Raw genomic sequence first — 22,403 nt, forward strand, 5'->3', positions numbered from 1 at the left:
GGCTGTTCTTGTCTCGCTGCAGGGTTATCACTCGCTCCCGATCATCGCCGGCACGGTAAACCGAAACTCCGTACCCTCTCCCGGCTCACTGCTGGCCTCGATCCGCCCGCCATGGGCTTCAACAATCCCCTGCGTGATGTACAAGCCCAGGCCGGTGCCGGTCGGGTTGCCCTCCTTCACCGTCCAGTAGCGGTCAAACACCCGCGCCAGGTTTTCCTTGGGAATGCCTTCGCCGGTATCGCGCACGGTAAACACGATTTCCTTGCCGTCAGATTTGGCCAACACGCCCACCGAACCTTTGCGCGGGGTGAACTTGATCGCGTTGCCGATCAGGTTCGACAGCACCTGAAACAGGCGCTCCGGGTCGGCGTGGATCTTCAGATCGGGATCGGCCTGGAACGAGATGCTGATGTCCTTGTCCAGCGCCAGTGGCCCGAGCAATGACTGGGTCTCCTCGAACATCTGCCCGACATCCAGGGTCTGCGGGGCGATGGTGTAGCGCCCGGCGTCAATCTTCGAGGTGTCGAGCAAGTCTTCGAGCAGCGTGTTCATCCGCCCGGCGGCCTGCTGCATGGTGTCGATCGCGGTGGAGATGCGTCGCGAAGTGTGCGGGCCGTCGGAGCTGAAGGTCTTCTGCATCATGCCGCAGAGCATGGAAATCACGGTCATCGGGTTGCGCAGGTCGTGGGACACCACCGCTACCAGTTCATCACGGGCGCGCACTGCCTCCTGCTCACGGCGCACCTGACGCGCCAGGTCGTTTTCCAGTGCCGAGCGGCGCAGATCGTTGGCCGCAAACAGATCACCGTGGCTCCACTTGGTAGAGATCCCGGCCATCTCGACTTTCCAGATTTCGAACGAAGTGCGCGGACGCAGACGCAGGCCGGCGTCGGAATTTTCCAGATCCAGCGGTTTGCGCGGGTCGCCGCTCCAGTTGATGTTTTCCTTGACCTCGGGACGGAACCACATCACCCCGTTGTCCACCGGTTTGGGCAGGCTCATGGCGAGCACGCCGCTGGCCACTTGCTGAAACTGCGCGGCGGGCGGATAGACGCTCGCCAGATGATGGCTGGCGAATACCGGCTCACCGGTTTCCTGCAACCACTTGTGCAGGGCGCGAATGTCTTCCGGCTCCGGGCAGTTGCCATAACGGTGCAATTGCTTGTCTTCGATGATCGCAATGCCCCCGGCCCCGGCCAGCGCCATAAGCACTTGGGGTTGTTGCGCGAGACCGTCGAAGACGTTTTCCGGCGAGTCGATCATGGCCTGATTGAGCAACGCCAACGCCTCGACTTTCTCCTCGCGCTGGCGGCTGATTTCCAGCGCTTCCATCGCGCTGATCTGCAGCGACAGCACCTGACCGATGGTCTGGCACGCGCTGCGCAGTTCATGCGGCACGTGCAGCGGCTGGCGGTTGCCGCAGCTGATCAGGCCCCAGAGCTTGTCGCCCTTGAGCAGCGAGATGCTCATCGACGACAGCACCCCCATGTTCTTCATGTACTGGCAATGAATCGGCGAGACGCTGCGCAGAGTGGCGAAACTCAGATCCAACGGAGTCTGGGTATCGGGGCGCAGCTTGGGCACCAGCGGTACTGGCTGGTAATCGGCATTCGGAATGATCCGCAGCCAGTTGGTGCGGTACAGCTCACGCGCCTGCTCGGGGATGTCCGAGGCCGGGAAGAACAGGCCGTTGAACACTTCCATCGATGGATCGGACGCCTCGGCGATTACCTGACCGTGACCCTCCTCCTCGAAGCGATAGATCAGCACCCGGTCGTAACCGGTCATCGCCTGGATTTCCTTGACGCTGATGTCATACAGCGCCTGCAGCGAAGTGGCCGCTTGCAAGCGCTGAAGCATGCGCCCCAGATGGGTCTGGTTGCCGGCGACGTTACGCGGCTGGAAGTTTTCGACGTGGATTTCCAGTTCCAGAATCAACACGCCCTGATGCCGGTGCAGCAGCCCCTCGAACGCGGTGCCGTTGAGGCGAAAATGCAGCGGGCCGGCATCGGCAAACACCGGTTGTTGCAACGCCTCGCGCACGGCCGACGTGTGCGTCTCACCCAGCAATTCGTGCAGCGGCTGGCCGACCAGTTCCTGCGCCGGACGTGCCAGCAGGGTCTCGACGTTGGCGCTGATCTGAATGATGTCCAGCGCCGGCTCGCTCAGGGTCAGCAACAGGCCGTGTGGCTGGATCGCCCCGGGAAAGCGGATCGGCTCGTCGGCACAGTTGGCCAGCAGTTCTTCAAAGGCTTGTTGGTCTTGCGGGTTCATGCCAGTACCTCCCGGCTTTCGAGCCAGCGCTCGAAGCAACTGAATGTGGTTTGGGCTGCCGCGACCACGGCTTCACGTTCGTCCGCATCCAGCGTTCGACTGCCCAGGTAGTCAATGAAATCGCGCCAGCGGCGACCGGTGGCGGCGCCATAAATGTCGAGGAATGCCGCGCCGCTGTCGGCGTCCAGGCTCAACCGCGAAGCGATTTCGCGACGCAGGATCTGCCCGCCGAGGGTTGCCCCTTCCAGCACGTACAACACACCCAGACAGGCAGCGCTGGAGTCGATCACCGGCAACGACTGACACAGAGGAAGATGGCCGATAGTCTCGGTCGTCAGGCCCTGAGCCCTCAGATCATTGAACAGGGTCGGCGCCTTGAGACGTGGCGCAAGATCGAAATCGACCGGGATCACGCCACTGTCGAGCAGTGCACTTTCCAGCGGCTGATAAAAGCCGTAGTAGGCCTGCATCAACCGTACGAAAGCGTTGGAATCGAGGGTATCGGAGAAAAAAGGAAGACGTTTTTCCAGTGCGATGTGCAGTTCGGCAGTGCCGGCTCGCAGATCTTGCAGCACCGGTGGCACATAAACTTCACGGGCCTTTGCTTGCATGTAGATCGCTCTTGGTGGGGCCGCTTCGGGGCCGGCAGGGTGTTTGCAGCTTTGGACGGATATTACACGGCAAACGCCTTTTTCTGACTTGGCGCACAGATTTTTCTGACGAAACCAGCGCCTTCAGACCTTTCAGAGTTCTGAAGAATCAGAAAAGTTCGACTCGATCAAAGAGCCTGCCAACGCTGTACCGCGACAGCACCGCGTGACTGTACGGGTCAACGCGCCCGCCGCCTGTGATAAAAAAGCGTCATCGCTTCCGGAGCCCAAGCCCATGGATCTCGCCACGCTATCGCTGTTTCTCCCGGCCTGTTTCGCCCTGAACATGGCCCCCGGCCCGAACAACCTGCTGTCGGTGAGCAATGCCACCCGCTACGGCTATCGCCAAGCCTGCATCGCCGGTATCGGGCGGATTATTGCGTTCGCCGCAATGATCGCCCTCGCTGGCGCTGGGCTGTCGGTAGTACTGCAGACCTCGGAATGGCTGTTCCATGCGATCAAGATCATCGGCGCGGCGTACCTGCTGTATCTGGCCTGGCAACTCTGGCGCGCCAACCCCGAGGCCGCGCAGCAAGTGGCTGCAGCGTCGGTGGGGTTCTGGCAATTGGCGCGTCAGGAGTTTCTGGTAGCGGCGGGTAATCCGAAAGCGATCCTGCTTTTCACCGCGTTTCTGCCGCAGTTTGTTGACCCGGGCCGCCCGGTGCCGGCGCAATTCGCCGTGCTCGGCGCGCTGTTCCTGCTGCTGGAATGGATCGCCATCGGCGCCTACGCGTGGATGGGCCTGCACATGCGCCGCTGGTTCGCCGAGCCGCGCGGCAAACGCATCTTCAACCGTTGCTGCGCGGGGCTGCTGTCGGCGGCGGCCTCGATGTTGTTGCTGGCGAAACGCGCGTGATGCCTAGACCTCGGACGGCCCTTTGAGCTCGACCTGATTGCCGTCCGGGTCGAAGCAATACAACGACAGGCCGTAGCCCTCGGCACCGAAACGTCTGGCGGCTTTTTCCACGCTCAGGCCGCAGGACTGCAAGTGTTCGATCAGCGCCGGCTCATCGAACGGCTCGATGCGCAGGCAGAAGTGATCGACGTTGCGCCGCTCGGTACCGGCCGCCCCGCCACCCTTTTTGCCCAGTTCGCCTTGCAAGTCGACGAGGTCGATCATTGAGGTCCCGGCGCGCAGGTGCACCAGCCCCAATGGTTCGTTGTGCCTGACCACTTCGGCGCCGAAGACCTGGCGGTAAAAGTCGATACTGCGTTGCAGATCGGCGACGCGCAGGACGATGTGATCAATATGTTGAATCGAAAACGGATGCATAAACTCGACACCTCACCCACTCTGTAGGAGCTGCCGAAGGCTGCGATCTTTTGATCTTGTTTCTTAAAATCAACAGCAAAAGATCGCAGCCTGCGGCAGCTCCTACACGGTAGTTCAGGGGAATTGGAAATTCACTGTCGATTTTTCGGTGGAGCCATCGAGAATCTGGTTTTACTCTCAGGCCATGAACATACAAACCGCACTCCTGCCACCCCACGCCGAGATGGTTCGCGCCATGCTCGAACGCGACACCGCCTACGAGGGGGTGTTCTTCACGGCCGTGAAAACCACCGGGATCTTCTGCCGCCCCAGTTGCACGGCGCGCAAGCCGAAACCGGAGAACGTCGAATTTTTCGCCCACGCCGATGAGTGCTTGAGCGCCGGTTACCGCGCCTGCCTGCGCTGCAAGCCGCTGGACGCCGCAGCCATCGCCCCCGACTGGGTGCAGCGCCTGCTCACCGCCGTCGATGCCGACCCGGAAGTGCGCTGGAGCGATGCGCAACTGCTGGCCGAAGGCATCGAACCGCTGAAGCTGCGGCGCTGGTTCAAGCAACATTTCGGCATGACCTTTCATGCGTGGCTGCGCACGCGCCGGCTCGGCATGGCGCTGGGCGGCATTCGCCAAGGCACCTCGATTGATCATGCGGCGTTCGATTCCGGCTACGAATCGCTCAGCGGTTTTCGCGATGCGTTCCAGAAGTCGTTCCACATCACCCCGGGCCGCGCGGCCAACAGTGAACCGCTGCTGTTCACCCGCCTGACCACGCCGCTGGGGCCGATGATCGCGATGGCCGAACGTCGCGGACTGGTGTTGCTGGAGTTTCTCGATCGCCCGGCGTTGACCCGCGAAGTCGAAGAGCTGCAAACCCGCCACGGCTACGTGGTCGCACCGGGGCACAACGCGTATTTGCGGCAGATCGAAGCGCAACTCAACGAATATTTTGCCGGGACCCGCACTCTGTTCAGCGTGCCGCTGCACCTGCCCGGCAGCGCGTTCGACCGGCAAGTCTGGGAGCAACTGCTGCAAATTCCATACGGCCAGACCAGCACCTATGGCAGCCTCGCGGCACGCTTGGGCAAACCCGGCGCCAGTCGTGCGGTGGGGCTGGCCAACGGGCACAATCGGCTGGCGATCGTGGTGCCGTGCCATCGGGTGATCGGTGCGGACGGTTCGTTGACCGGCTATGGTGGTGGGCAGCCGCGCAAGGCGTTTCTGCTGAGGCTGGAAAACGCTGCGGTGCAGCTCACGCAACCACTGGCTTTCTGACACTTCGCTCCACTCACAAGAAGGGATTTCGATGAACGCGCTCGACACTCGGTTCCACCAGTTACACCAGGAAGGTCTGCTGATCCTGACCAACGTCGCCGACGCCACTGGCGCGCGACTGGTCGAGCATGCGGGCGGTAAAGCGGTCGCCACCAGCAGCGCGGCAGTCGCTTGGGCGCATGGCTATCCAGACGGCAACACCCTGCCCCTCGAACGGCTGATTTCAACCGTGGAATCCATCGCGCGGGTGATCCAGGTGCCGCTGAGCGTGGACATCGAGGCCGGCTATTCCGATGACCTCGGGCGTGTGGCCGAAGTCATCGAAGCGGTGCTCGCTGCCGGTGCGGTCGGGATCAATATCGAGGACGGCAGCGGCGCCCCGGAAATGTTGACGCGCAAGATCGAAGTTGCACGCGAAGTCGCCCGCAAACGCGATGTGAAGCTGTTCATCAACGCGCGCACCGATGTCTACCTCAAGGGTCTGGTACCGGCCGAGGATCGCGTCGCCGAAACCCTGCGCCGTTCGGCGTTGTATCAGGCCGCTGGCGCCGATGGTCTGTTTGCCGCCGGCGTGACCGCCGCCTATGAAATCGAGGCAATCTGCAAGGGCACGTCACTGCCGGTGAACGTGCTCGGCTTCGCCTGCCTGCCGTCGCCGACAGAGCTGCAAGCGCTGGGCGTTCGGCGCTTGAGCGCCGGGTCTGGCATCGCCGAATTCCTCTACGGCGCGATGGGCTCGTTGGTGAAAAGCTTCCTCGCCAGCGGCAAGCTCGACACCCACGACCTGAAGGCGCTGACCTACGGCGAAGTCAACGGACTGCTGAAATAGCATGCCGGATCGTTATCAGGCGGCCAGCGCGTTTCTGGCCGCGCTCGACGAGGACTGGCAGCGCCACGTCGCAGCCGTCGGCCCGTGCCTGCATCAACCGCACCCGGCGCGTGACCCTTACGAATCGCTGGTGCGGGCAATTGCCTATCAGCAACTGCACGCCAAGGCCGGAGATGCAATTGTCGGTCGTCTGGTGGCGTTGTTTCCGGGGCAGACGTTTCCCCGGCCGGAACAGGTTCTCGCGACCGACTTCGATCAACTGCGCGGCTGCGGTTTTTCGGCGGGCAAGATTGCGACCATTCAGGGCATCGCCCAGGCAACGCTGGACGGCGTGGTACCGGATTACCCCACCGCGCTGGCGATGGACGATGAGGCGCTGATTGAACGTTTGGTCAGCCTGCGCGGGGTTGGCCGCTGGACCGTGGAGATGCTGCTGATTTACAGCCTGGAGCGCATGGATATTCTGCCGGCGGATGATTTTGGCGTGCGCGAGGGCTATCGCCGATTGAAGGGGCTGGAGGTGCAGCCGACGCGCAGGCAAATGATCGAAATCGGCTTGGCGTGGAGTCCGTATCGGACGGTGGCGGCTTGGTACCTGTGGCGCATGCCAAAACCGCTGCCCTCACCCTAGCCCTCTCCCGGAGGGAGAGGGAACTGACTGGGAGAGATTGGAGATATCCGCCGACCTGAAATAGCGGCTGTGAATCCAATAGTCGCCCCGGATTTTCAGGTCGATGTATTACGCAAGGCTCCTCGGTCGGCTCCCTCTCCCTCCGGGAGAGGGCTGGGGTGAGGGTTGGCTTTTCAGAGGCCAGACTTCAACTTGCTGAACGCCCGAATCAAAGCCCGATTGAACGCCTTGCCATTGTCATTCTTGCTGTACAGCGAAGCCCGCACTGCCGCTGACGGGTACGTCCCCGGATCATTGCGAATCGACGCATCGACCAAGCCGTCCGCCGCCGTGATCGCATTGGCGTAGTGGATGGTGTCGGTGATCGGCGCGATCACCTCAGGTGTCATCAGGTAATCCATCAACGCCAGCCCGGCCTGTGGATGTGGATGTGGCGCATCCTTGGGAATGACCATGGCGTCAAACCAGATCAACGTACCTTCTTTGGGGATGCGGTAACTGAGCTGGAACGGCTTGTTCGCCGCTTGTGCCTGCCCAGCCGCAATCGCCACGTTGCCATTCCACGACATCGCCACGCAGGTGTTGCCGTTGGCCAGGTCGCTGATATTCAGGTCGTTGTCGAAGTAGCGAATGTACGGACGAATCTTCGCCAGTTGCTGTTCGGCGAGTTTCAGGTCATCGAGGCTCTGGCGGTTGATGTCCAGGCCCAGGTACTTCATGACCGCAGCGAACACCTCGTTCGGATCGTTGAGCAGACTCACGCCACAGTCGGCAAATTTCGAGACCACCGCCGGGTCGAACAGCATCGCCCAGCTGTCGGTCGGCGCATTCGGCAGACGCTGCTTGATCGCCTGCTCCTGATAACCCACACCAGTCGTGCCCCAGGCATAAATCCCGGCGTAACGGTTGCCCGGATCGAATACTGCCATGTGCTGGCGAAACTCCTCACCAACCCCGGCAAAGTGCGGCACCCGGGCCTTGTCCAGCGGCTGGATCGCACCGCTCTCGATGGCCCGCGACAGGTGTTGCCCGGCGGTCAGTACCAGGTCATACCCGCTGCGCCCGGTGAGCAGTTTGGTCTCCACGGTTTCCAGCGAATCGAAGTGATCGGCGACCACCTGAATGCCGGTCTGCACCTCGAAGTTCTTCAGCGTATCCGGGGCCAGGTACTCGCCCCAGATATACAGATTGACCACCGGTCTGGCGGGGTCGGCGGCCTGCACACACAGGGGTGCAAGCACCAGCAATAACGCTTGAGTCAGTTTGTGCAGGCCCATCATCACACCCCCTGGCGATTAGACGTGCCGGCGTATTGCGGCATGGTGATGCATGCGACGTTGCCGCCACCGAGGAGGATCTCCCGGGAGTTTTCGATGCCGACGATCTTGTGCTGCGGGAACAGTTCGGCGAGGGTCGCCAGCGCCACCTGATCGTTGCGATCACCGAACAGCGGCACCACGATCGAGCTGTTGCCGGCGTAGTAGTTGATGTACGACGCGCAGATTCGGGTGCCGGCCTGACGGGTGTGAGTGCTGTCCTGCTGATCGAGGCCTTCGGCCTCTTCGGCGGTCCACTCCAGCACGTCCGGTTGCGGCAGCTTGTGCACGATCAATTCGCGACCACGGCTGTCGCGGGTGCTGCGCAGGATGTCGTAGGCCTCCTGATAGATTTCCCACTGCGGGTCGTCGCGGTTGTCGGTCCACTGCAGCACCACTTCGCCAGGGCGCACGAAGCAAGCGAGGTCATCGACATGGCCATCGGTCTCGTCGAACTTGCAGCCGCGTGGCAGCCAGATCACCTGTTCGGCGCCGAGGTAATCGGTCAGGCGTCGAGTGACCTCGGCCTTGCCCAGATGCTGATTGCGATTGCGGTTGAGCAGGCACTGTTCGGTGGTGAGGATGCTGCCCTGACCATCGCTCTGGATGCCGCCAAGTTCGGCTATCAGCGGTGCGCGGTAACGGTCGAAACGTTCGATTTCGAGGATCTTGCTGGCGATCTGATCGTCCTTGTCCCACGGGTAGTACAGGCCACCGTCGAGCCCGCCATAGGCGTTGAATTCGAAGTCGACGCCACGCACTTCGCCGCTCTGGTCGTTGACCACAAAGCACGGACCGCTGTCGCGAAACCAGGTGTCATTGCAGGTCATCTCGACCACGCGCACTTGCGGCGGCAACTGGCGGCGCGCAGTGGCGAATTGCGCAGCGGAGGCGCACACAGTGACCGGTTCGCTGTGGGAGATGGCGGTGACGATCTGCACCCAGACTTTCTGCGCCGGTTTCGCGCCGTTACGCCACACGTCGGTACGCTCCGGCCAGCCGAGCCAGCAGCCGGATTTGGCTTCGAATTCGCCGGGCAGACGGAAGCCGTCGCGTTTGGGGGTGGAGTCGAGCAAACGTGCCATGGTCAAACCTCGTCTTGGGGTTGGGAATGACCACAGGCTACGATCGCGGACGACTGACCCGCCAACGATGATTATTGCGGAACAGTTGAATTCAACTCATCAATCGGCCAGTTGATCGTTGAACCATTCGAGCATCTGCGCCACCGCCGGACGCTCCAGGCGCACTCGCTCGCAGACCAGCGCGTATTGGCCGAGCGCGGTCATGCTCGACATGAATGGTCGCACCAGCCGCCCGCTCAGCAAGTCCTCCTGCGCGGTAAGGTTGTCGCCCATTGCCACACCCTGCCCCTGCGCCGCCGCTTCCAGCGCCAGACCGGCATGGGCGAAATACAGTTGGCGCTGCGGGCGCAGGTCGCCGGCGTGGCTGGTCAGCCAGGCGGTCCAGGTTTTGCCGTCCTGATCGTCGTGCAGCAGGCAATGACGGGCCAGGTCTTTCGGGGATTTCAGACTGCCCTGGTTGAACAGCCCGGGGCTGCACACCGGGAAAAAATGCAGCGCCGGCAACGGCCGCACGAAATACGCGCTGCTGTCCACCGGTCCGGTGCCGTAGGTGATCGCCAGGTCGATGTCTTCGCCCGGCGCGCTGGCGTCGATCGGCTGTTCGTAGAGGTGCAGGGTGATGTGCGGATAGCGTGCGTAGAAATCGGTGAGGCGGTTCATCAGCCACTTTTGCGCCAGCTCGGCGGTGACCGCCAGCCGCAACACCGCCAGCGAGGAAGGATCGCGCAGTTCATCGCAGGCCTCGCCGATCAGTTCGAAGGCCTGCTGCAGGCTTTGCATCAAGCGCCCGGCGGCAATAGTCGGACGGATCTGCCGGCCTTCGCGGATGAACAGCGAGACGCCGAGTTGCTCTTCGAGCTGGCGAATCTGGTGGCTGACCGCGCTGTCGGTGACGCACAACTCGGCCGCAGCCCGGCCGAAATGCGCGTGGCGGGCGGCGCATTCGAAGGTTCGCAGGGCGGCCAGTGAGGGGAGTCTTCGCATGGGTTGGAGTGCCTTTTTTGGGGACATGCTGACCGGGCTGGCGGTGGGCGTCCAGTGCGACCGCGTCATCGTTCATCGCTGGCAAGCCAGCTCCCACAGGTTCTGTGTCGAATGGCAAAGCCGCGCACACCAAAAATCACTGTGGGAGCTGGCTTGCCAGCGATGGCGTCTGCATGATCGCCACAAACCTTCTAGGCTCAACCGCACCACTTCAGCCACTGGAGGCCCCCTCATGCACCTCGAAGGCTCCTGCCACTGCGGCGCCGTCACTTTCAGCCTGACCAGCGCCCATCCCTACCCTTATCAACGCTGCTACTGCTCGATCTGCCGCAAGACTCAGGGCGGAGGCGGTTACGCGATCAACCTCGGTGGCGATGCGGCCAGCCTCAAGGTTCAGGGCCGCAAGCACATCAGCATCTACCACGCGAAGATGAAGGAAGCAGGTGAAAAACGTGCCCATCGCAGCACGGCCGAGCGGCATTTCTGCTCACAGTGCGGCAGCGGCTTGTGGCTGTTCAGCCCGGAATGGCCAGAGCTGATTCATCCGTTCGCTTCGGCCATCGATACACCGCTGCCGGTGCCGCCGGAGCATACGCATTTGATGCTGGGATCGAAGGCGCCTTGGGTCGAGGTGGAGACCAAGCCCAAAGACAAGCAGTTTGCGGTATATCCCGAGGAGTCGATTGCGCAGTGGCATGAGCGACTGGGGTTGGTCAAATAAGTCCAGTCTTGTGCTGTGATTGATGGCCCTATCGCTGGCAAGCCAGCTCCCACAGGTTTTGTGTACGCCCAGTAACCTGTGGGAGCTGGCTTGCCAGCGATAGGGCCGGAACTGACAGCACAAATCAGTCCAGATGCGCCCAGGTCATCCGAAACGACGCCCCACCCCACACCGATTCCCCGACCTCGACCTGCCCGCCATGGGACTGCGACACCCGCCGCACCAGCGCCAATCCCAGGCCGAAACCGCCGGTACGACGGTCGCGACTGGCGTCCAGCCGCGAGAACGGTTCGAAGATTTTCTCTCGGCCCTCTACCGGCACACCCGGGCCGTCGTCGTTGACCCGCACCTCGTAGTAATCGCCGCTGCGCACCAGCGTCACCTCGACACGCTGCTCGGCATAACGAATGGCATTGCGCAGCAGATTGATCACCGCCCGCGCCATGAAACGCGGCTCGATGCGCACGGTGTCAAGCCGGCAGTCACCGATCAACAACTGCACCCCCGCCGCTTCGGCCTCCAGCGCCACGCTGCCGACCACGCTGTCGAGCCAGTTGGCCGCTTGAATGTTTTCCCGTTTGATCACCGTCGCGCCGCGTTCGAGGCTGGCGTAAGTCAGCAGCTCGGAGACCATTTCCTCCAGCTCGCCAAGGTCGGCGTACATGTCGGCGATCAGTTCGCGGTTCTGGCTGGCGTCCGGCTGTTGCTTGAGCTGGTCGAGTTCGAACGACAATCGCGCAATCGGCGTGCGCAGCTCGTGGGACACCGCGTTGGTCAGCTCACGCTGATTGGCGATCAAACTCTCGATGCGCGCCGCCATCAGGTTGAAGTGCTCGGCCAGGTCGCGGATGTTCGAGCGCTTGGACAGCTGAATGCGCACCGACAGATCGTTGTCGCCAAAGCGCTCGGCGGCCAGACGCAGTTTTTCCAGATCGCGCCAGTGCGGACGCACCCAGAAAAACAGCACGATGCCGATCAGCACCGCGAGCATCGCGTAAGCCACCGCGATGTAAAACGGCATCAGACTCGGCTCGGGCGGCAGCTTGATGCTGAGCAGTTGCGAGCCACCGTCGATGTTGCTGATGAACTGGGTGTAATTGTCGCGAATCACCAGCAGGTTCTGCGCCAGTTCGGCCTTTTCCTCGGGGCTGAGATCCAGTTGATCGGCCTCGATCAGCTTCAGCGACAAGCCGTAATGCGGGCGCAACGCCTCCAGTTGCCGCTCGCGCGCCGCGCCCTGCTGATCGCGCATGTGCTCGACCAGTGACCACGCCTGACCCCGCACCGCCTCGCGGTTGTAGGCCTGCATCTGGTTGTCGAGCAAGGCGTTGAAGGTGTGCTCGACGGTTTGCAGGGCCAGCACCAGCCCCACCGTCATCACCAGAAACAGCCCGAGGAATAACCGCAGCATCTACAGCTCCCACGCGAACGGATTGAACAGATAACCCTTGCCCCACACGGTCTTGATGCACACCGGTTCGCGGGGATTGTCCTTGAGTTTGTTGCGCAACTTGCTGATGTACACGTCGACGCTGCGATTGAGCCCATCGAAAGCGATACCGCGCATGCGGTTGAGGATGTCATCGCGGGACAAAGTTTTGCCGGCGGCGCTGGCCAGCAGCCACAGCAATTCGAATTCCATGGTGGTCATCTCGATGATCTCGCCGGCCAGACGCACATCGCGACAGCTGCGATCGATGCGCAAACGGCCGAACTCCAGCGCACTGACCACGCCGGTCTCCGGTACCTGGCGCCGCTGCAAGGCGCGCAGCCGCGCGAGCAAAACCGGCGGTTTGATCGGTTTGATCACGTAGTCGTCGGCGCCGGATTCCAGGCCGAGAATATGGTCGAGGTCGTCTTCCTTTGCGGTGAGGATGACGATCGGCGTGTCCGACACGCTGCGAATTTCCCGGCACACGTGCAGGCCGCTCTGCCCCGGCAGCATCAGGTCAAGCACCACCACTTTGGGCTGGAACTCGAGAAACGCGGCCACCGCCAGATCGCCGCGATGCACCGCGCGCACCTCGTAGCCATGCTGCTCGAGAAAGTGCGCAATCAGCGTGGCCAGACGCTCATCGTCTTCGACCAGCAGGACTTTGCCAAAACCCAGGTTATCCATAACAACCGTGTGCCAACCCATGTGTGAAGTGGGCGACATTATGGCGGCAATCGGCGGCAAGGCGTTGTTTCGGGCAGCAAAAACCGGCCGCAGGGGCCGGTTTTTGGTGATATTTCATACTCTTAAGAGTTTTTAACAGTTTGTGTTTCAGGCCGCGGCCGGCACACCACTGTGAAAGCGGAACTCTTCATCCGGCGACTCGATCAGCTCCTGCTCGGCCGCGCGAACCCTGTCGATCACCTGAGCGATGTCTTTCGCGTCGCCGTACTGGTAGGCCAGTTTCAGATAACCCTGAAAATGCCGCGCCTCGCTTTTCAGCAGGCCGAAATAGAACTTGCCGAGTTCTTCGTCCAGATGCGGCACCAGCGCTTCGAAACGCTCGCAACTGCGCGCTTCGATAAACGCGCCGACCACCAGGGTATCCACCAGTTTCACCGGTTCGTGGCTGCGCACCACTTTGCGCAGGGCCGAAGCGTAGCGCCCGGCGTGCAGCTGGCGCAGCTCGATCTTGCGGCGCTTCATGATGCGCATGACTTGTTCGTGGTGCACCAGTTCTTCCCGGGCCAGACGCGACATCATGTTGATCAGGTCGACGTGGGAATGGTACTTGGCAATCAGGCTCAGCGCGGTGCTGGCGGCCTTGAACTCGCAGTTCTTGTGGTCGATCAGCAGGGTTTCCTGATCGACCAGTGCCGCCTGGACCCAGGCGTCGGGCGTGCGGCAGCCAAGGAATTCGTGGATTTCGGGAAGGATCATGGGGCTCACGGTAAAAGGTGTACGAGCAAAGGCCGCCGATTATACCGGCCTGCCCGCAGACCACCAGTCGCAGGCGTTGATATGCATCAAGTCGCAGGCGCATGAGCAGCAACTATAGTTGTGCAACGCCGTGCCTTTTCTTTGCTGGAGACTCCGCTCATGCAAGCCATTCGCAGCATTCTGGTGGTCATCGAACCCGAACATTCGGAAAGCCTGGCGCTCAAGCGCGCCAAGCTGATCGCCGGCGTGACCCAGGCGCACCTGCACCTGCTGGTGTGTGACCGCAAGCACGACCACGCCGGCATGCTTGGCGTGCTCAAAGCCGCACTTTTAGCAGATGGCTATAGCGTGACCACCGAACAGGCGTGGAACGAGAGCCTGCACGAAACCATCATCGATGTGCAGCAGGCCGAAGGCTGCGGTCTGGTGGTCAAACAGCACTTCCCTGACAGCTCCCTGAAAAAAGCCCTGCTGACCCCGGCCGACTGGAAGCTGCTGCGTCACTGCCCGACCCCAGTGCTGCTGGTGAAAACCTGCACGCCGTGGAAAGACCGGGTGATTCTCGCGGCGGTCGATGTCGGTAACGCCGATGGCGAACACCGGCATTTGCACACTACGATCATCGATCACGGCTACGACATCGCCAGCCTGGCCAAAGGGCATCTGCATGTGATCAGCGCCCACCCCTCGCCGATGCTCTCGGCAGCCGACCCGGCGTTACAGCGGAGCGAAACCATCGAAGCGCGTTATCGCGAGCAATGCCGGGCGTTTCAGGCGGAGTTCGATGTCGATGATGAACACCTGCATATAGAGGAAGGCCCGGCGGATGTGCTGATTCCGTTCATGGCGCACAAGCTGCAGGCGGCGGTGACTGTGATCGGCACCGTGGCGCGGACCGGGTTGTCAGGCGCGTTGATCGGCAATACCGCCGAGGTGGTGCTGGATGCGCTGGAAAGCGACGTGCTGGTGCTCAAGCCGCAGGAGGTTGAGGATCATCTGGTGGAGTTGGCGGTGAAGCATTAAGGACTGCGGTGGCTGAACCGGCCCCTTCGCGAGCAGGCTCGCTCCCACAGTTGGAATGCATATCCCTATGGGAGCTGGCTTGCCAGCGATAGCGGTGGGTCAGTCAACATTGACATTGGATGCACTGCCCTCATCGCTGGCAAGCCAGCTCCCACAAGATCTGTTGGCGCCTGCAGGATCTGCATTCCACTCCGATCATTGTGGGAGCGAGCCTGCTCGCGAAGCTTCTAGGCGCCGAAGGCGTCTTTCAGGAAGCCCGGTGCGATATAGCGCTGATAATGCGCTTCCGACAGCAGGAAGAATTCCCGATCAATGGCATCGCGCAACTCCGGCAGGTTCCAGTCGCGGAACTCCGGCAGCAACACCATCCCGTAGGCTTCCAGATTAATGATCACCCGCGCCCCGCGCGCAATCAGCTGATACGCCCAGCAATATTCCGACTGATGCGGCACGAAGCGGATCTTGCGCTGTTCCAGCTGTTGGCGCAGACGCGCCGGATCGAAGATCTCGACCTTGCTCGCCATCACTTGTGACAGCAATTGCTCCAGACGCAACCACACCGCACGCTTTTCCTCCTCGCCGTAACCATTCCAATGGATCACTTCGTGGTGGAAACGCTTGCAGCCACGGCACACCAGATCTCCGTAAACAGTGGAGCAGAGGCCGACGCAGGGGGTCTTGATGGTCTGATTGGGCATAAATTGGCAGAACACTGAAACGCGGAACAGGTCGGCATGTTAGCCCTTTGTCGGGCATTGATCACCCCTCAAACGTCAGGGGCAAGCGCTGGCTCGCGGTTTACCCTGCCCGTGCACAACGCCACCAAAGTCCAATAGAGCCTGACTTACCTTTAAATTTTTTTTGCCGTAGAATCAGCCAGCCTTTTAAGGCGCCAATGTCCGTTAGAAGCTGTTTTCAAAGCGTCACGAGCACAGTCGTTCCTTCAGAGCGGTGTTGGCGAAGGGTTTTTCCAGCGGGGAAAAGCCCAACGCCAACCCTCATCAGCTCCCCGTTCTGCAGGCGTAAAACTTTGAAAGCAGCTTCTGTAAGGAATTGCCGGTAATTCTGGCCAAACGACCCACAACGTCGTGCGGTGCATGAGTACGGCAATTTCGGGATGAGCGTCCCGGACACCCATTTGGGACCACTGATGAGGGTAATAACTGTGCTTGAAGCCTACCGCAAACATATCGAAGAGCGCGCAGCCCTGGGTATCGTTCCCCAGCCGCTTAACGCCGAACAAACTGCAGGCCTGGTCGAGCTGCTGAAGAATCCTCCGGCTGGCGAAGAAGCTTTCCTCGTTGACCTGATCACCAATCGCGTACCACCAGGAGTCGACGAAGCCGCTTACGTCAAAGCCGGTTTCCTGTCGGCCCTGGCCAAAGGCGAAGTCACCTCCCCTCTGCTGGACAAAAAACGCGCTGTAGAACTGCTCGGCACCATGCAGGGCGGCTACAACATCGTGACCCTGGTTGAACTGCTGGACAACGCCGAACTGGCGCCAGTGGCTGCCGAAGAACTCAAGCACACCCTGCTGATGTTCGATGCCTTCCACGACGTGGCTGAAAAAGCCAAGAACGGCAACGTTCACGCCAAGGCCGTGCTGCAATCCTGGGCTGACGGCGAGTGGTTCAAGAAGCGCCCGGTGCTGGCCGACAAGATCAGCCTGCGCGTGTTCAAGGTCACCGGCGAAACCAACACCGACGACCTGTCCCCTGCGCCAGACGCCTGGTCGCGTCCTGATATCCCGCTGCACGCCCTGGCCATGCTGAAAATGGCCCGTGACGGCATCGTTCCGGACGAGCAAGGCAAGACCGGCCCGATGAAGCAGATCGAAGAAATGCGCGGTCAAGGCTTCCCGATCGCCTACGTCGGTGACGTGGTCGGTACCGGTTCCTCGCGTAAATCGGCGACCAACTCGGTGCTGTGGTTCTTCGGCGACGACATCCCTTACGTGCCGAACAAGCGCGCTGGCGGTTTCTGCTTCGGCAGCAAGATCGCTCCGATCTTCTACAACACCATGGAAGATGCCGGCGCACTGCCAATCGAGTTCGACGTATCGAACATGAACATGGGCGACGTGATCGACCTGTACCCGCACGCTGGCAAAGTCTGCAAGCACGGTACCGACGAAGTCATCACCACCTTCGAAATGAAGACCCCTGTGCTGCTGGACGAAGTCCGTGCCGGCGGTCGTATTCCGCTGATCATCGGCCGTGGCCTGACCGAGAAGGCTCGCGCCGAACTGGGTCTGCCTGCGTTCGACCTGTTCAAGAAGCCTGAAGCACCGGCCGAAAGCACCAAGGGCTTCACCCTGGCGCAGAAAATGGTCGGCAAGGCGTGCGGTCTGGCAGAAGGCAAAGGCGTTCGTCCTGGCACCTACTGCGAACCGAAAATGACCACCGTCGGCTCTCAGGACACCACCGGTCCGATGACCCGTGACGAACTGAAAGACCTGGCGTGCCTGGGCTTCTCTGCTGACCTGGTGATGCAGTCCTTCTGCCACACCGCGGCGTATCCGAAGCCGATCGACGTAACCACCCACCACACCCTGCCTGACTTCATCATGACCCGCGGCGGCGTTTCCCTGCGTCCGGGCGACGGCATCATCCACTCGTGGCTGAACCGCATGCTGCTGCCGGACACCGTAGGTACCGGTGGTGACTCGCACACCCGTTTCCCGATGGGCATCTCGTTCCCGGCCGGTTCCGGTCTGGTCGCGTTCGCCGCAGCCACCGGCGTCATGCCGCTGGACATGCCGGAATCGATCCTGGTGCGCTTCAAAGGCAAGATGAAACCTGGCATCACCCTGCGTGACCTGGTGCATGCCATTCCTTACTTCGCCATCCAGAACGGTCTGCTGACCGTCGAGAAGAAAGGCAAGAAAAACGCCTTCTCCGGCCGCATCCTGGAAATCGAAGGCCTGGAAGGTCTGACCCTGGAGCAGGCGTTCGAACTCTCCGACGCCTCGGCCGAACGTTCGGCTGCCGGTTGCACCATCAAGCTGTCGAAAGAGTCGATCACCGAGTACCTGCAGTCCAACATCACCCTGCTGCGCTGGATGATCGGCGAAGGCTACGGCGATGCGCGTACCCTGGAACGTCGTGCACAAGCGATGGAAGCCTGGATCGCCAACCCTGAGCTTATGGAAGCCGATGCCGACGCCGAATACGCCGAAGTCATCGAAATCGATCTGGCCGACATCAGCGAGCCGGTACTGTGCGCGCCGAACGATCCGGACGACGCCCGCCTGCTGTCCAGCGTGGCTGGCGAGAAGATCGACGAAGTGTTCATCGGTTCGTGCATGACCAACATCGGTCACTTCCGCGCTGCCGGCAAACTGCTGGATCAGGTCAAGGGTCAGCTGCCAACCCGTCTGTGGCTGTCGCCGCCGACCAAGATGGACGCTCACCAACTGACCGAAGAAGGCTACTACGGCATCTACGGCAAAGCAGGCGCGCGCATGGAAATGCCAGGCTGCTCGCTGTGCATGGGTAACCAGGCACGCGTTGAGCCGAACAGCACCGTGGTCTCGACGTCGACCCGTAACTTCCCGAACCGTCTGGGCGACGGCGCGAACGTCTACCTGGCTTCGGCCGAGCTGGCGTCCGTGGCTTCGATCCTGGGTCGCCTGCCGACCGTCGAGGAGTACATGGAATACGCTGGCAAGATCGACAGCATGGCGGCCGATGTCTACCGCTACCTGTCCTTCGACCAGATCGCCGAGTTCCGTGAAGCGGCTGCGAACGCCAAGATTCCGGTCGTTCAAGCCTAACGCTGCAACGCAATGAAGAACGCCGCCCATCGTGAGATGTGCGGCGTTTTTTTATGCCTTGGAATGCCGTCCCCTGTAGGAGTGAGCCTGCTCGCGATAGCGGTGTGTCAAATACATTTGTATCGACTGACACACCGCTATCGCGAGCAGGCTCACTCCTGCAGGGGGTTAAGTGTTGAGTTTGAGGGCTTGCCGGACCGCGCCATCAACGCTCAGCCCGCTAAGCGTCACGCCATTTGCTTGCACTTCGGGCAACGCCTCCAGCACAGCCAGCGCCTCATGCTTGAGTCGCGCCAGAATCAGGCGCTTGCCCTCCTGATGCACCCGCAGAAAGAACTCCTGCATCGCCTCGATGCTGGTGCCGTCCAGGTCCGGGGTTTCCTCCAGACTGAGAATCACCGTATGCAGCGGCACGTCCGAATGACGAATCAAGCGCAACGCCGCACCAAGAACCCGCTCGACGTTGGCAAAGAACAACGCCTCACTGGGCCGCACAATCAGCACTCCGGGCTCGGTTGTCGCCGTCGGATGACGTTGCACATCGACAAAATCATGCCCGCCGTCGATCCGCCCGAGCACCTGAATATCCGCCGCCGACATCTGTTTGAGCATCAGCAATACGCTGATGGCCACCGACACCAGCAAGCCGTCGAGAATGCCCAGCAGCAGCACCGCCGCCACCGCGCACAGCACCAGCAGCCGATCCCGGCGCCAGACGAAGTAACGCCCCAACGGCTGCAGACTCAAGCCACGCGCCAGCGCATGAATCACGATGGCCGCCAGAATCGGCTCCGGTGTCAGGGCGATCCACGGCAGCACCGTCAGCACGATCACCAGCACCACCAGCGCCGCCACCCCACCGGCCCAGCGAGAAGTCGCGCCAGCGGCCTCGTTCGCCGACGTTGCCGAATACCCCGCCCCCGCCGGCATGCCATGGAACAATCCGGACAACAAGTTCGCTGCGCCGAGCGCCAGCAGATCACGGTTGGAGGTCACACGATCACCGTGCTTGAGGGCGAACGAACTGATCGAGCCGTACGACTCGGCGTACAGAATCATCACCAGCGCAAACCCCACCTCCCCCAGCCGCAGCCAGTCGGCAAACGGCAGCACCGGCAGGCTCGGCACTTCAAGGCTCAGGTCGATCAAGCCAATCATGCTCACGCCATGGGCCGGCAGGTTCAGCCATTGCCCGGCGACGATGCCGATCACCACCACCAGCAAACCGCCGGGCACCCGTGGAAAGCGCGAGAACACTCCCAACAGCAGCAACGCCACCGCGGCAACAGCCGCCGCCGGCCAGTTCCATTGCGGCAGTTGTTCAAGCAATTGCGGGGCGAAGCGCACCAGATTGGCGTCGGTCAGGTGCACGCCGACCACGCTGGCGACCTGCTTGAGAATGATCGTCAGCGCCAGGCCGAAAGCGAAGCCGCGCAATACCGGTTTGGCGATAAACGCGGTGACACTGCCGAAACGGAAGATCCCCGCCAGCAAGAACAGCCCGCCGGTGACCAGCACCAGCCCGACCGCCAGCGTTGCGCGCAGCTGCGGGTCGCCATTGGCCATGGTCGCGGTGGCCGCCGCCAGCACTGCTGCCGAGGACGACGTAGCGGAAACAATGGCAAAGCGGCTGGTGCCAAACAACCCATAGCACAGCAGACCGGCAAACAGCGCGTTCACCCCGGCCTGCGGCGCCAGCGCGGCGATGGTCGAATAAGCGACCGCTTCGGGCAACAACAGCCCGGCAATCGACAGACCGGCGAGGATGTCCTGCCAGCGATTGGGGGGTTCTACAGATTGGGGCGCGCTCGACAATCCACTGTCTCCAGACGAAAAAAAGCCGCTGTGCGCATCACGCACAGCGGCCACTGTAGCTGAAAAGCGAAAGATCGCAGCCTGCGGCAACTCCCACAAGGTATTCCTGTAGGAGCTGCCGCAGGCTGCGATCTCTTGATCTTTAAGCGGTCAGCGAATAAATCAACGCCGAAATCGCCACCAGGCCTACGGCGGTGACAAACACGTTCGACGCCTGACCGCGATAACGCGCCATCGCCGGCACTTTGCGGATCGCGTACATCGGCATCAGGAACAGAATCGCCGCGATCACCGGGCCGCCGATGGTCTCGATCATGCCCAGGATGCTCGGGTTCAGGGTCGCGACGATCCAGCACACCACCAGCATGAACGCCGCGACGATGCGATCCAGCGCCTTGGCGCCCGGACGCTTGCCGCTTTTGACGATCAGGCCCTTGAGGCCTTCGCTGGCACCGATGTAGTGGCCGAGGAACGACTTGGAGATCGCCACAAAGGCAATCAACGGCGCCGCAAAAGCGATGGTCGGGTTGCTGAAGTGGTTGGCCAGGTACGACAGGATCGACAGGTTCTGCGCCTTGGCTTCGGCCAGCTGTTCCGGCGACAGGGTCAGCACGCAACTGAAGACGAAGAACAGCACCATCACCACCATCAGCAGGTGGGCGCGGCAGAGGATCTGCGAGCTGCGCTGCTCCGCATTGGCACCGTAACGACGCTTCTGGTCCACCGCGAAGGCCGAGATGATCGGCGAGTGGTTGAACGAGAACACCATCACCGGAATCGCCAGCCACAATGTGTGCAGCAGTGCCGACGGTGCCGGCACTTGCGAAGCGGTGGTGAGAATGCCGCCATTCCAGTGCGGAATCAGGTACACCGCGAGGAACAGCAACGCGACGATGAACGGATACACCATCAGGCTCATCGCCTTGACGATCACCTGCTCGCCGCAACGCACCACGGCCAGCAGGCCGAGGATCAGCACGAACGACAGCAGCGCGCGCGGTGGCGGCGTGATGTGCAGTTGGTGTTCGAGGAAGCTGGCGACCGTGTTGGTCAGGCCGACGCTGTAGATCAGCAGGATCGGGAAGATGGCGAAGAAGTACAGCAAGGTGATCAGCGCACCGGCCTTGATGCCGAAATGCTGCTCGACCACCTCGGTGATGTCGGCGCCTTCGCGACCGGAAAGCACGAAGCGGGTCAGGCCTCGGTGGGCGAAGAACGTCATCGGGAAGGCCAGCAGCGCGAGGATCACCAGCGGCCAGAAGCCACCCAGACCGGCGTTGATCGGCAAAAACAGGGTACCGGCGCCAATGGCCGTCCCGAACAGTCCCAACATCCACGTGGTGTCATGGCGATTCCAGCTCGACAGTTCAGCTGGTGCTGCCGTTTCATAGCGTTCGTCGACGCTATTGGCCTGATCATTCATCCGGTCGGATCTCCGCATTCCGGTCACTTGCCACTCGGTCAGGACGCGTCGGAAAAAACCGACAGACATGCTCCGGCCGAAACAGGGGCGCGATTCTCCGCGATAAATGAGCAGAAGCAAAGACTTAGCTGAGGAATGGTTGTGCGGAGCAGATCAGCGAGTTGTCGTTTTCGGGAAAATGGCTGTCGGCTCCGGATACGTGAAATGTCGTTTTCCGGCAAGTTTCAACGTCATACGAGCGAGACGACTTGATCAGATCGATCGAGCCAGCATGAATCCGAGTGACATGCAAAACAGGCCGAACGCCAGCATTCCCCAGATTGGGTACATATCGCCCTTGTTTTTGATGCGCATTCTTTCTTCCCACTCATCGTGTTCACGTTCCAGTTGTTCCATTCTGGCTTTGCGATCATAGGTACTCATGTGGTTTTCCTTTGGATCATGGGTCGGACGGTTGTGAAA

At 61.4% G+C, this 22,403-nt stretch carries 20 protein-coding genes; 7 read left to right on the plus strand and 13 right to left on the minus strand.

What is annotated here, in order from left to right; translation table 11 throughout:
- Positions 1–27 precede the first annotated feature (27 nt).
- Both ACU680_RS23935 and ACU680_RS23940 read right to left on the minus strand, forming a co-directional pair.
- Positions 28–2,274: an ATP-binding protein gene (locus ACU680_RS23935; RefSeq protein ID WP_367084807.1), complete on the minus strand. Its 2,247-nt coding sequence runs from the start codon at positions 2,272–2,274 to the stop codon at positions 28–30.
- Entirely contained in the window at positions 2,271–2,885 is a 615-nt protein-coding gene (locus ACU680_RS23940; protein WP_448180678.1) for a biliverdin-producing heme oxygenase, read from the minus strand. Before ACU680_RS23940 ends, ACU680_RS23935 begins: the two co-directional genes overlap by 4 nt.
- A gap of 274 nt (positions 2,886–3,159) precedes the next feature.
- Between ACU680_RS23940 and ACU680_RS23945 the strand changes: the two genes are divergently transcribed.
- Complete coding sequence (locus tag ACU680_RS23945; protein WP_448180679.1) at positions 3,160–3,780, plus strand: LysE family translocator; 621 nt, start codon at positions 3,160–3,162, stop codon at positions 3,778–3,780.
- Between the two features lie 3 nt (positions 3,781–3,783).
- On the opposite strand, the gene ACU680_RS23950 is transcribed toward ACU680_RS23945, so the two are convergent.
- Entirely contained in the window at positions 3,784–4,197 is a 414-nt protein-coding gene (locus ACU680_RS23950) for a VOC family protein (protein WP_448180680.1), read from the minus strand.
- 184 nt (positions 4,198–4,381) lie between these two features.
- Between ACU680_RS23950 and ACU680_RS23955 the strand changes: the two genes are divergently transcribed.
- The 3 genes from ACU680_RS23955 to ACU680_RS23965 are packed head-to-tail and all read left to right on the plus strand — an operon-like array spanning position 4,382 to position 6,924.
- A complete protein-coding gene (locus tag ACU680_RS23955) occupies positions 4,382–5,464 on the plus strand; it encodes a bifunctional transcriptional activator/DNA repair enzyme AdaA (RefSeq protein WP_448180681.1) in 1,083 nt (360 codons plus the stop codon).
- 31 nt (positions 5,465–5,495) lie between these two features.
- Entirely contained in the window at positions 5,496–6,293 is a 798-nt protein-coding gene (locus ACU680_RS23960) for an isocitrate lyase/PEP mutase family protein (RefSeq protein ID WP_448180682.1), read from the plus strand.
- Between the two features lies 1 nt (position 6,294).
- Entirely contained in the window at positions 6,295–6,924 is a 630-nt protein-coding gene (locus tag ACU680_RS23965) for a DNA-3-methyladenine glycosylase family protein (protein WP_448180683.1), read from the plus strand.
- A 173-nt stretch (positions 6,925–7,097) separates the two neighbouring features.
- On the opposite strand, the gene ACU680_RS23970 is transcribed toward ACU680_RS23965, so the two are convergent.
- The 3 genes from ACU680_RS23970 to ACU680_RS23980 all read right to left on the minus strand — a co-directional run bounded on the left by ACU680_RS23970 (position 7,098) and on the right by ACU680_RS23980 (position 10,309).
- Positions 7,098–8,201, minus strand: a complete 1,104-nt coding sequence (locus ACU680_RS23970) for an extracellular solute-binding protein (protein ID WP_448180684.1) — start codon at positions 8,199–8,201, stop codon at positions 7,098–7,100.
- A 2-nt stretch (positions 8,202–8,203) separates the two neighbouring features.
- On the minus strand, positions 8,204–9,325 hold the full coding sequence (gene aguA / locus ACU680_RS23975) for an agmatine deiminase (RefSeq protein WP_448180685.1): 1,122 nt from the start codon (positions 9,323–9,325) through the stop codon (positions 8,204–8,206).
- Between the two features lie 99 nt (positions 9,326–9,424).
- Positions 9,425–10,309: a LysR substrate-binding domain-containing protein gene (locus ACU680_RS23980; protein ID WP_448180686.1), complete on the minus strand. Its 885-nt coding sequence runs from the start codon at positions 10,307–10,309 to the stop codon at positions 9,425–9,427.
- Between the two features lie 232 nt (positions 10,310–10,541).
- Between ACU680_RS23980 and ACU680_RS23985 the strand changes: the two genes are divergently transcribed.
- The gene (locus ACU680_RS23985; RefSeq protein WP_448180687.1) at positions 10,542–11,030 is read left to right on the plus strand and encodes a GFA family protein; all 489 of its coding nucleotides are present in this window, start codon (positions 10,542–10,544) and stop codon (positions 11,028–11,030) included.
- A gap of 124 nt (positions 11,031–11,154) precedes the next feature.
- Here the strand turns inward: ACU680_RS23985 and ACU680_RS23990 are convergent, their stop codons facing one another.
- The 3 genes from ACU680_RS23990 to ACU680_RS24000 form a co-directional block, all read right to left on the minus strand.
- Positions 11,155–12,441, minus strand: coding sequence for an ATP-binding protein (locus ACU680_RS23990; protein ID WP_367084820.1), 1,287 nt, complete (start codon positions 12,439–12,441; stop codon positions 11,155–11,157).
- Positions 12,442–13,149, minus strand: coding sequence for a response regulator (locus ACU680_RS23995; RefSeq protein ID WP_367084821.1), 708 nt, complete (start codon positions 13,147–13,149; stop codon positions 12,442–12,444).
- 147 nt (positions 13,150–13,296) lie between these two features.
- Positions 13,297–13,905, minus strand: a complete 609-nt coding sequence (locus ACU680_RS24000) for a MiaE family protein (protein WP_448180688.1) — start codon at positions 13,903–13,905, stop codon at positions 13,297–13,299.
- A gap of 159 nt (positions 13,906–14,064) precedes the next feature.
- Here ACU680_RS24000 and ACU680_RS24005 point away from each other — a divergent pair, with 159 nt between their 5' ends.
- Positions 14,065–14,928 (plus strand): universal stress protein, encoded by an 864-nt coding sequence (locus ACU680_RS24005; protein WP_367084824.1) that lies wholly within the window; start codon positions 14,065–14,067, stop codon positions 14,926–14,928.
- Between the two features lie 227 nt (positions 14,929–15,155).
- Here the strand turns inward: ACU680_RS24005 and ACU680_RS24010 are convergent, their stop codons facing one another.
- Positions 15,156–15,626, minus strand: coding sequence for a DUF1289 domain-containing protein (locus ACU680_RS24010; RefSeq protein WP_007965774.1), 471 nt, complete (start codon positions 15,624–15,626; stop codon positions 15,156–15,158).
- Between the two features lie 467 nt (positions 15,627–16,093).
- On the opposite strand from ACU680_RS24010, the gene acnB reads away from it, so the two are divergent.
- Positions 16,094–18,703, plus strand: a complete 2,610-nt coding sequence (acnB, locus tag ACU680_RS24015) for a bifunctional aconitate hydratase 2/2-methylisocitrate dehydratase (protein WP_127651917.1) — start codon at positions 16,094–16,096, stop codon at positions 18,701–18,703.
- 168 nt (positions 18,704–18,871) lie between these two features.
- Here acnB and ACU680_RS24020 read toward each other — a convergent pair whose 3' ends face one another.
- The 3 genes from ACU680_RS24020 to ACU680_RS24030 all read right to left on the minus strand — a co-directional run bounded on the left by ACU680_RS24020 (position 18,872) and on the right by ACU680_RS24030 (position 22,364).
- A complete protein-coding gene (locus ACU680_RS24020) occupies positions 18,872–20,518 on the minus strand; it encodes a SulP family inorganic anion transporter (protein ID WP_448180689.1) in 1,647 nt (548 codons plus the stop codon).
- 142 nt (positions 20,519–20,660) lie between these two features.
- A complete protein-coding gene (locus ACU680_RS24025; protein ID WP_448180690.1) occupies positions 20,661–21,941 on the minus strand; it encodes an HAAAP family serine/threonine permease in 1,281 nt (426 codons plus the stop codon).
- A gap of 252 nt (positions 21,942–22,193) precedes the next feature.
- A complete protein-coding gene (locus tag ACU680_RS24030) occupies positions 22,194–22,364 on the minus strand; it encodes a hypothetical protein (protein WP_007965765.1) in 171 nt (56 codons plus the stop codon).
- Positions 22,365–22,403 lie beyond the last annotated feature (39 nt).

Source organism: Pseudomonas sp. LF020 (genome assembly GCF_053456425.1).

What these genes read in the sequence shown, in the direction of transcription:
- ACU680_RS24025 (WP_448180690.1), bottom strand. Translation starts at nt 21,941, where the DNA reads ATGAATGATCAGGCCAATAGCGTCGACGAACGCTATGAAACGGCAGCA.
- ACU680_RS24030 (WP_007965765.1), bottom strand. Translation starts at nt 22,364, where the DNA reads ATGAGTACCTATGATCGCAAAGCCAGAATGGAACAACTGGAACGTGAA.
- ACU680_RS23995 (WP_367084821.1), bottom strand. Translation starts at nt 13,149, where the DNA reads ATGGATAACCTGGGTTTTGGCAAAGTCCTGCTGGTCGAAGACGATGAG.
- ACU680_RS24000 (WP_448180688.1), bottom strand. Translation starts at nt 13,905, where the DNA reads ATGATCCTTCCCGAAATCCACGAATTCCTTGGCTGCCGCACGCCCGAC.
- ACU680_RS23965 (WP_448180683.1), top strand. Translation starts at nt 6,295, where the DNA reads ATGCCGGATCGTTATCAGGCGGCCAGCGCGTTTCTGGCCGCGCTCGAC.
- ACU680_RS23985 (WP_448180687.1), top strand. Translation starts at nt 10,542, where the DNA reads ATGCACCTCGAAGGCTCCTGCCACTGCGGCGCCGTCACTTTCAGCCTG.
- ACU680_RS23940 (WP_448180678.1), bottom strand. Translation starts at nt 2,885, where the DNA reads ATGCAAGCAAAGGCCCGTGAAGTTTATGTGCCACCGGTGCTGCAAGAT.
- ACU680_RS23980 (WP_448180686.1), bottom strand. Translation starts at nt 10,309, where the DNA reads ATGCGAAGACTCCCCTCACTGGCCGCCCTGCGAACCTTCGAATGCGCC.
- aguA (WP_448180685.1), bottom strand. Translation starts at nt 9,325, where the DNA reads ATGGCACGTTTGCTCGACTCCACCCCCAAACGCGACGGCTTCCGTCTG.
- ACU680_RS23990 (WP_367084820.1), bottom strand. Translation starts at nt 12,441, where the DNA reads ATGCTGCGGTTATTCCTCGGGCTGTTTCTGGTGATGACGGTGGGGCTG.
- ACU680_RS24010 (WP_007965774.1), bottom strand. Translation starts at nt 15,626, where the DNA reads ATGCCCAATCAGACCATCAAGACCCCCTGCGTCGGCCTCTGCTCCACT.
- ACU680_RS23935 (WP_367084807.1), bottom strand. Translation starts at nt 2,274, where the DNA reads ATGAACCCGCAAGACCAACAAGCCTTTGAAGAACTGCTGGCCAACTGT.
- ACU680_RS23955 (WP_448180681.1), top strand. Translation starts at nt 4,382, where the DNA reads ATGAACATACAAACCGCACTCCTGCCACCCCACGCCGAGATGGTTCGC.
- ACU680_RS23970 (WP_448180684.1), bottom strand. Translation starts at nt 8,201, where the DNA reads ATGGGCCTGCACAAACTGACTCAAGCGTTATTGCTGGTGCTTGCACCC.
- ACU680_RS24005 (WP_367084824.1), top strand. Translation starts at nt 14,065, where the DNA reads ATGCAAGCCATTCGCAGCATTCTGGTGGTCATCGAACCCGAACATTCG.
- ACU680_RS23945 (WP_448180679.1), top strand. Translation starts at nt 3,160, where the DNA reads ATGGATCTCGCCACGCTATCGCTGTTTCTCCCGGCCTGTTTCGCCCTG.
- ACU680_RS23960 (WP_448180682.1), top strand. Translation starts at nt 5,496, where the DNA reads ATGAACGCGCTCGACACTCGGTTCCACCAGTTACACCAGGAAGGTCTG.
- ACU680_RS23950 (WP_448180680.1), bottom strand. Translation starts at nt 4,197, where the DNA reads ATGCATCCGTTTTCGATTCAACATATTGATCACATCGTCCTGCGCGTC.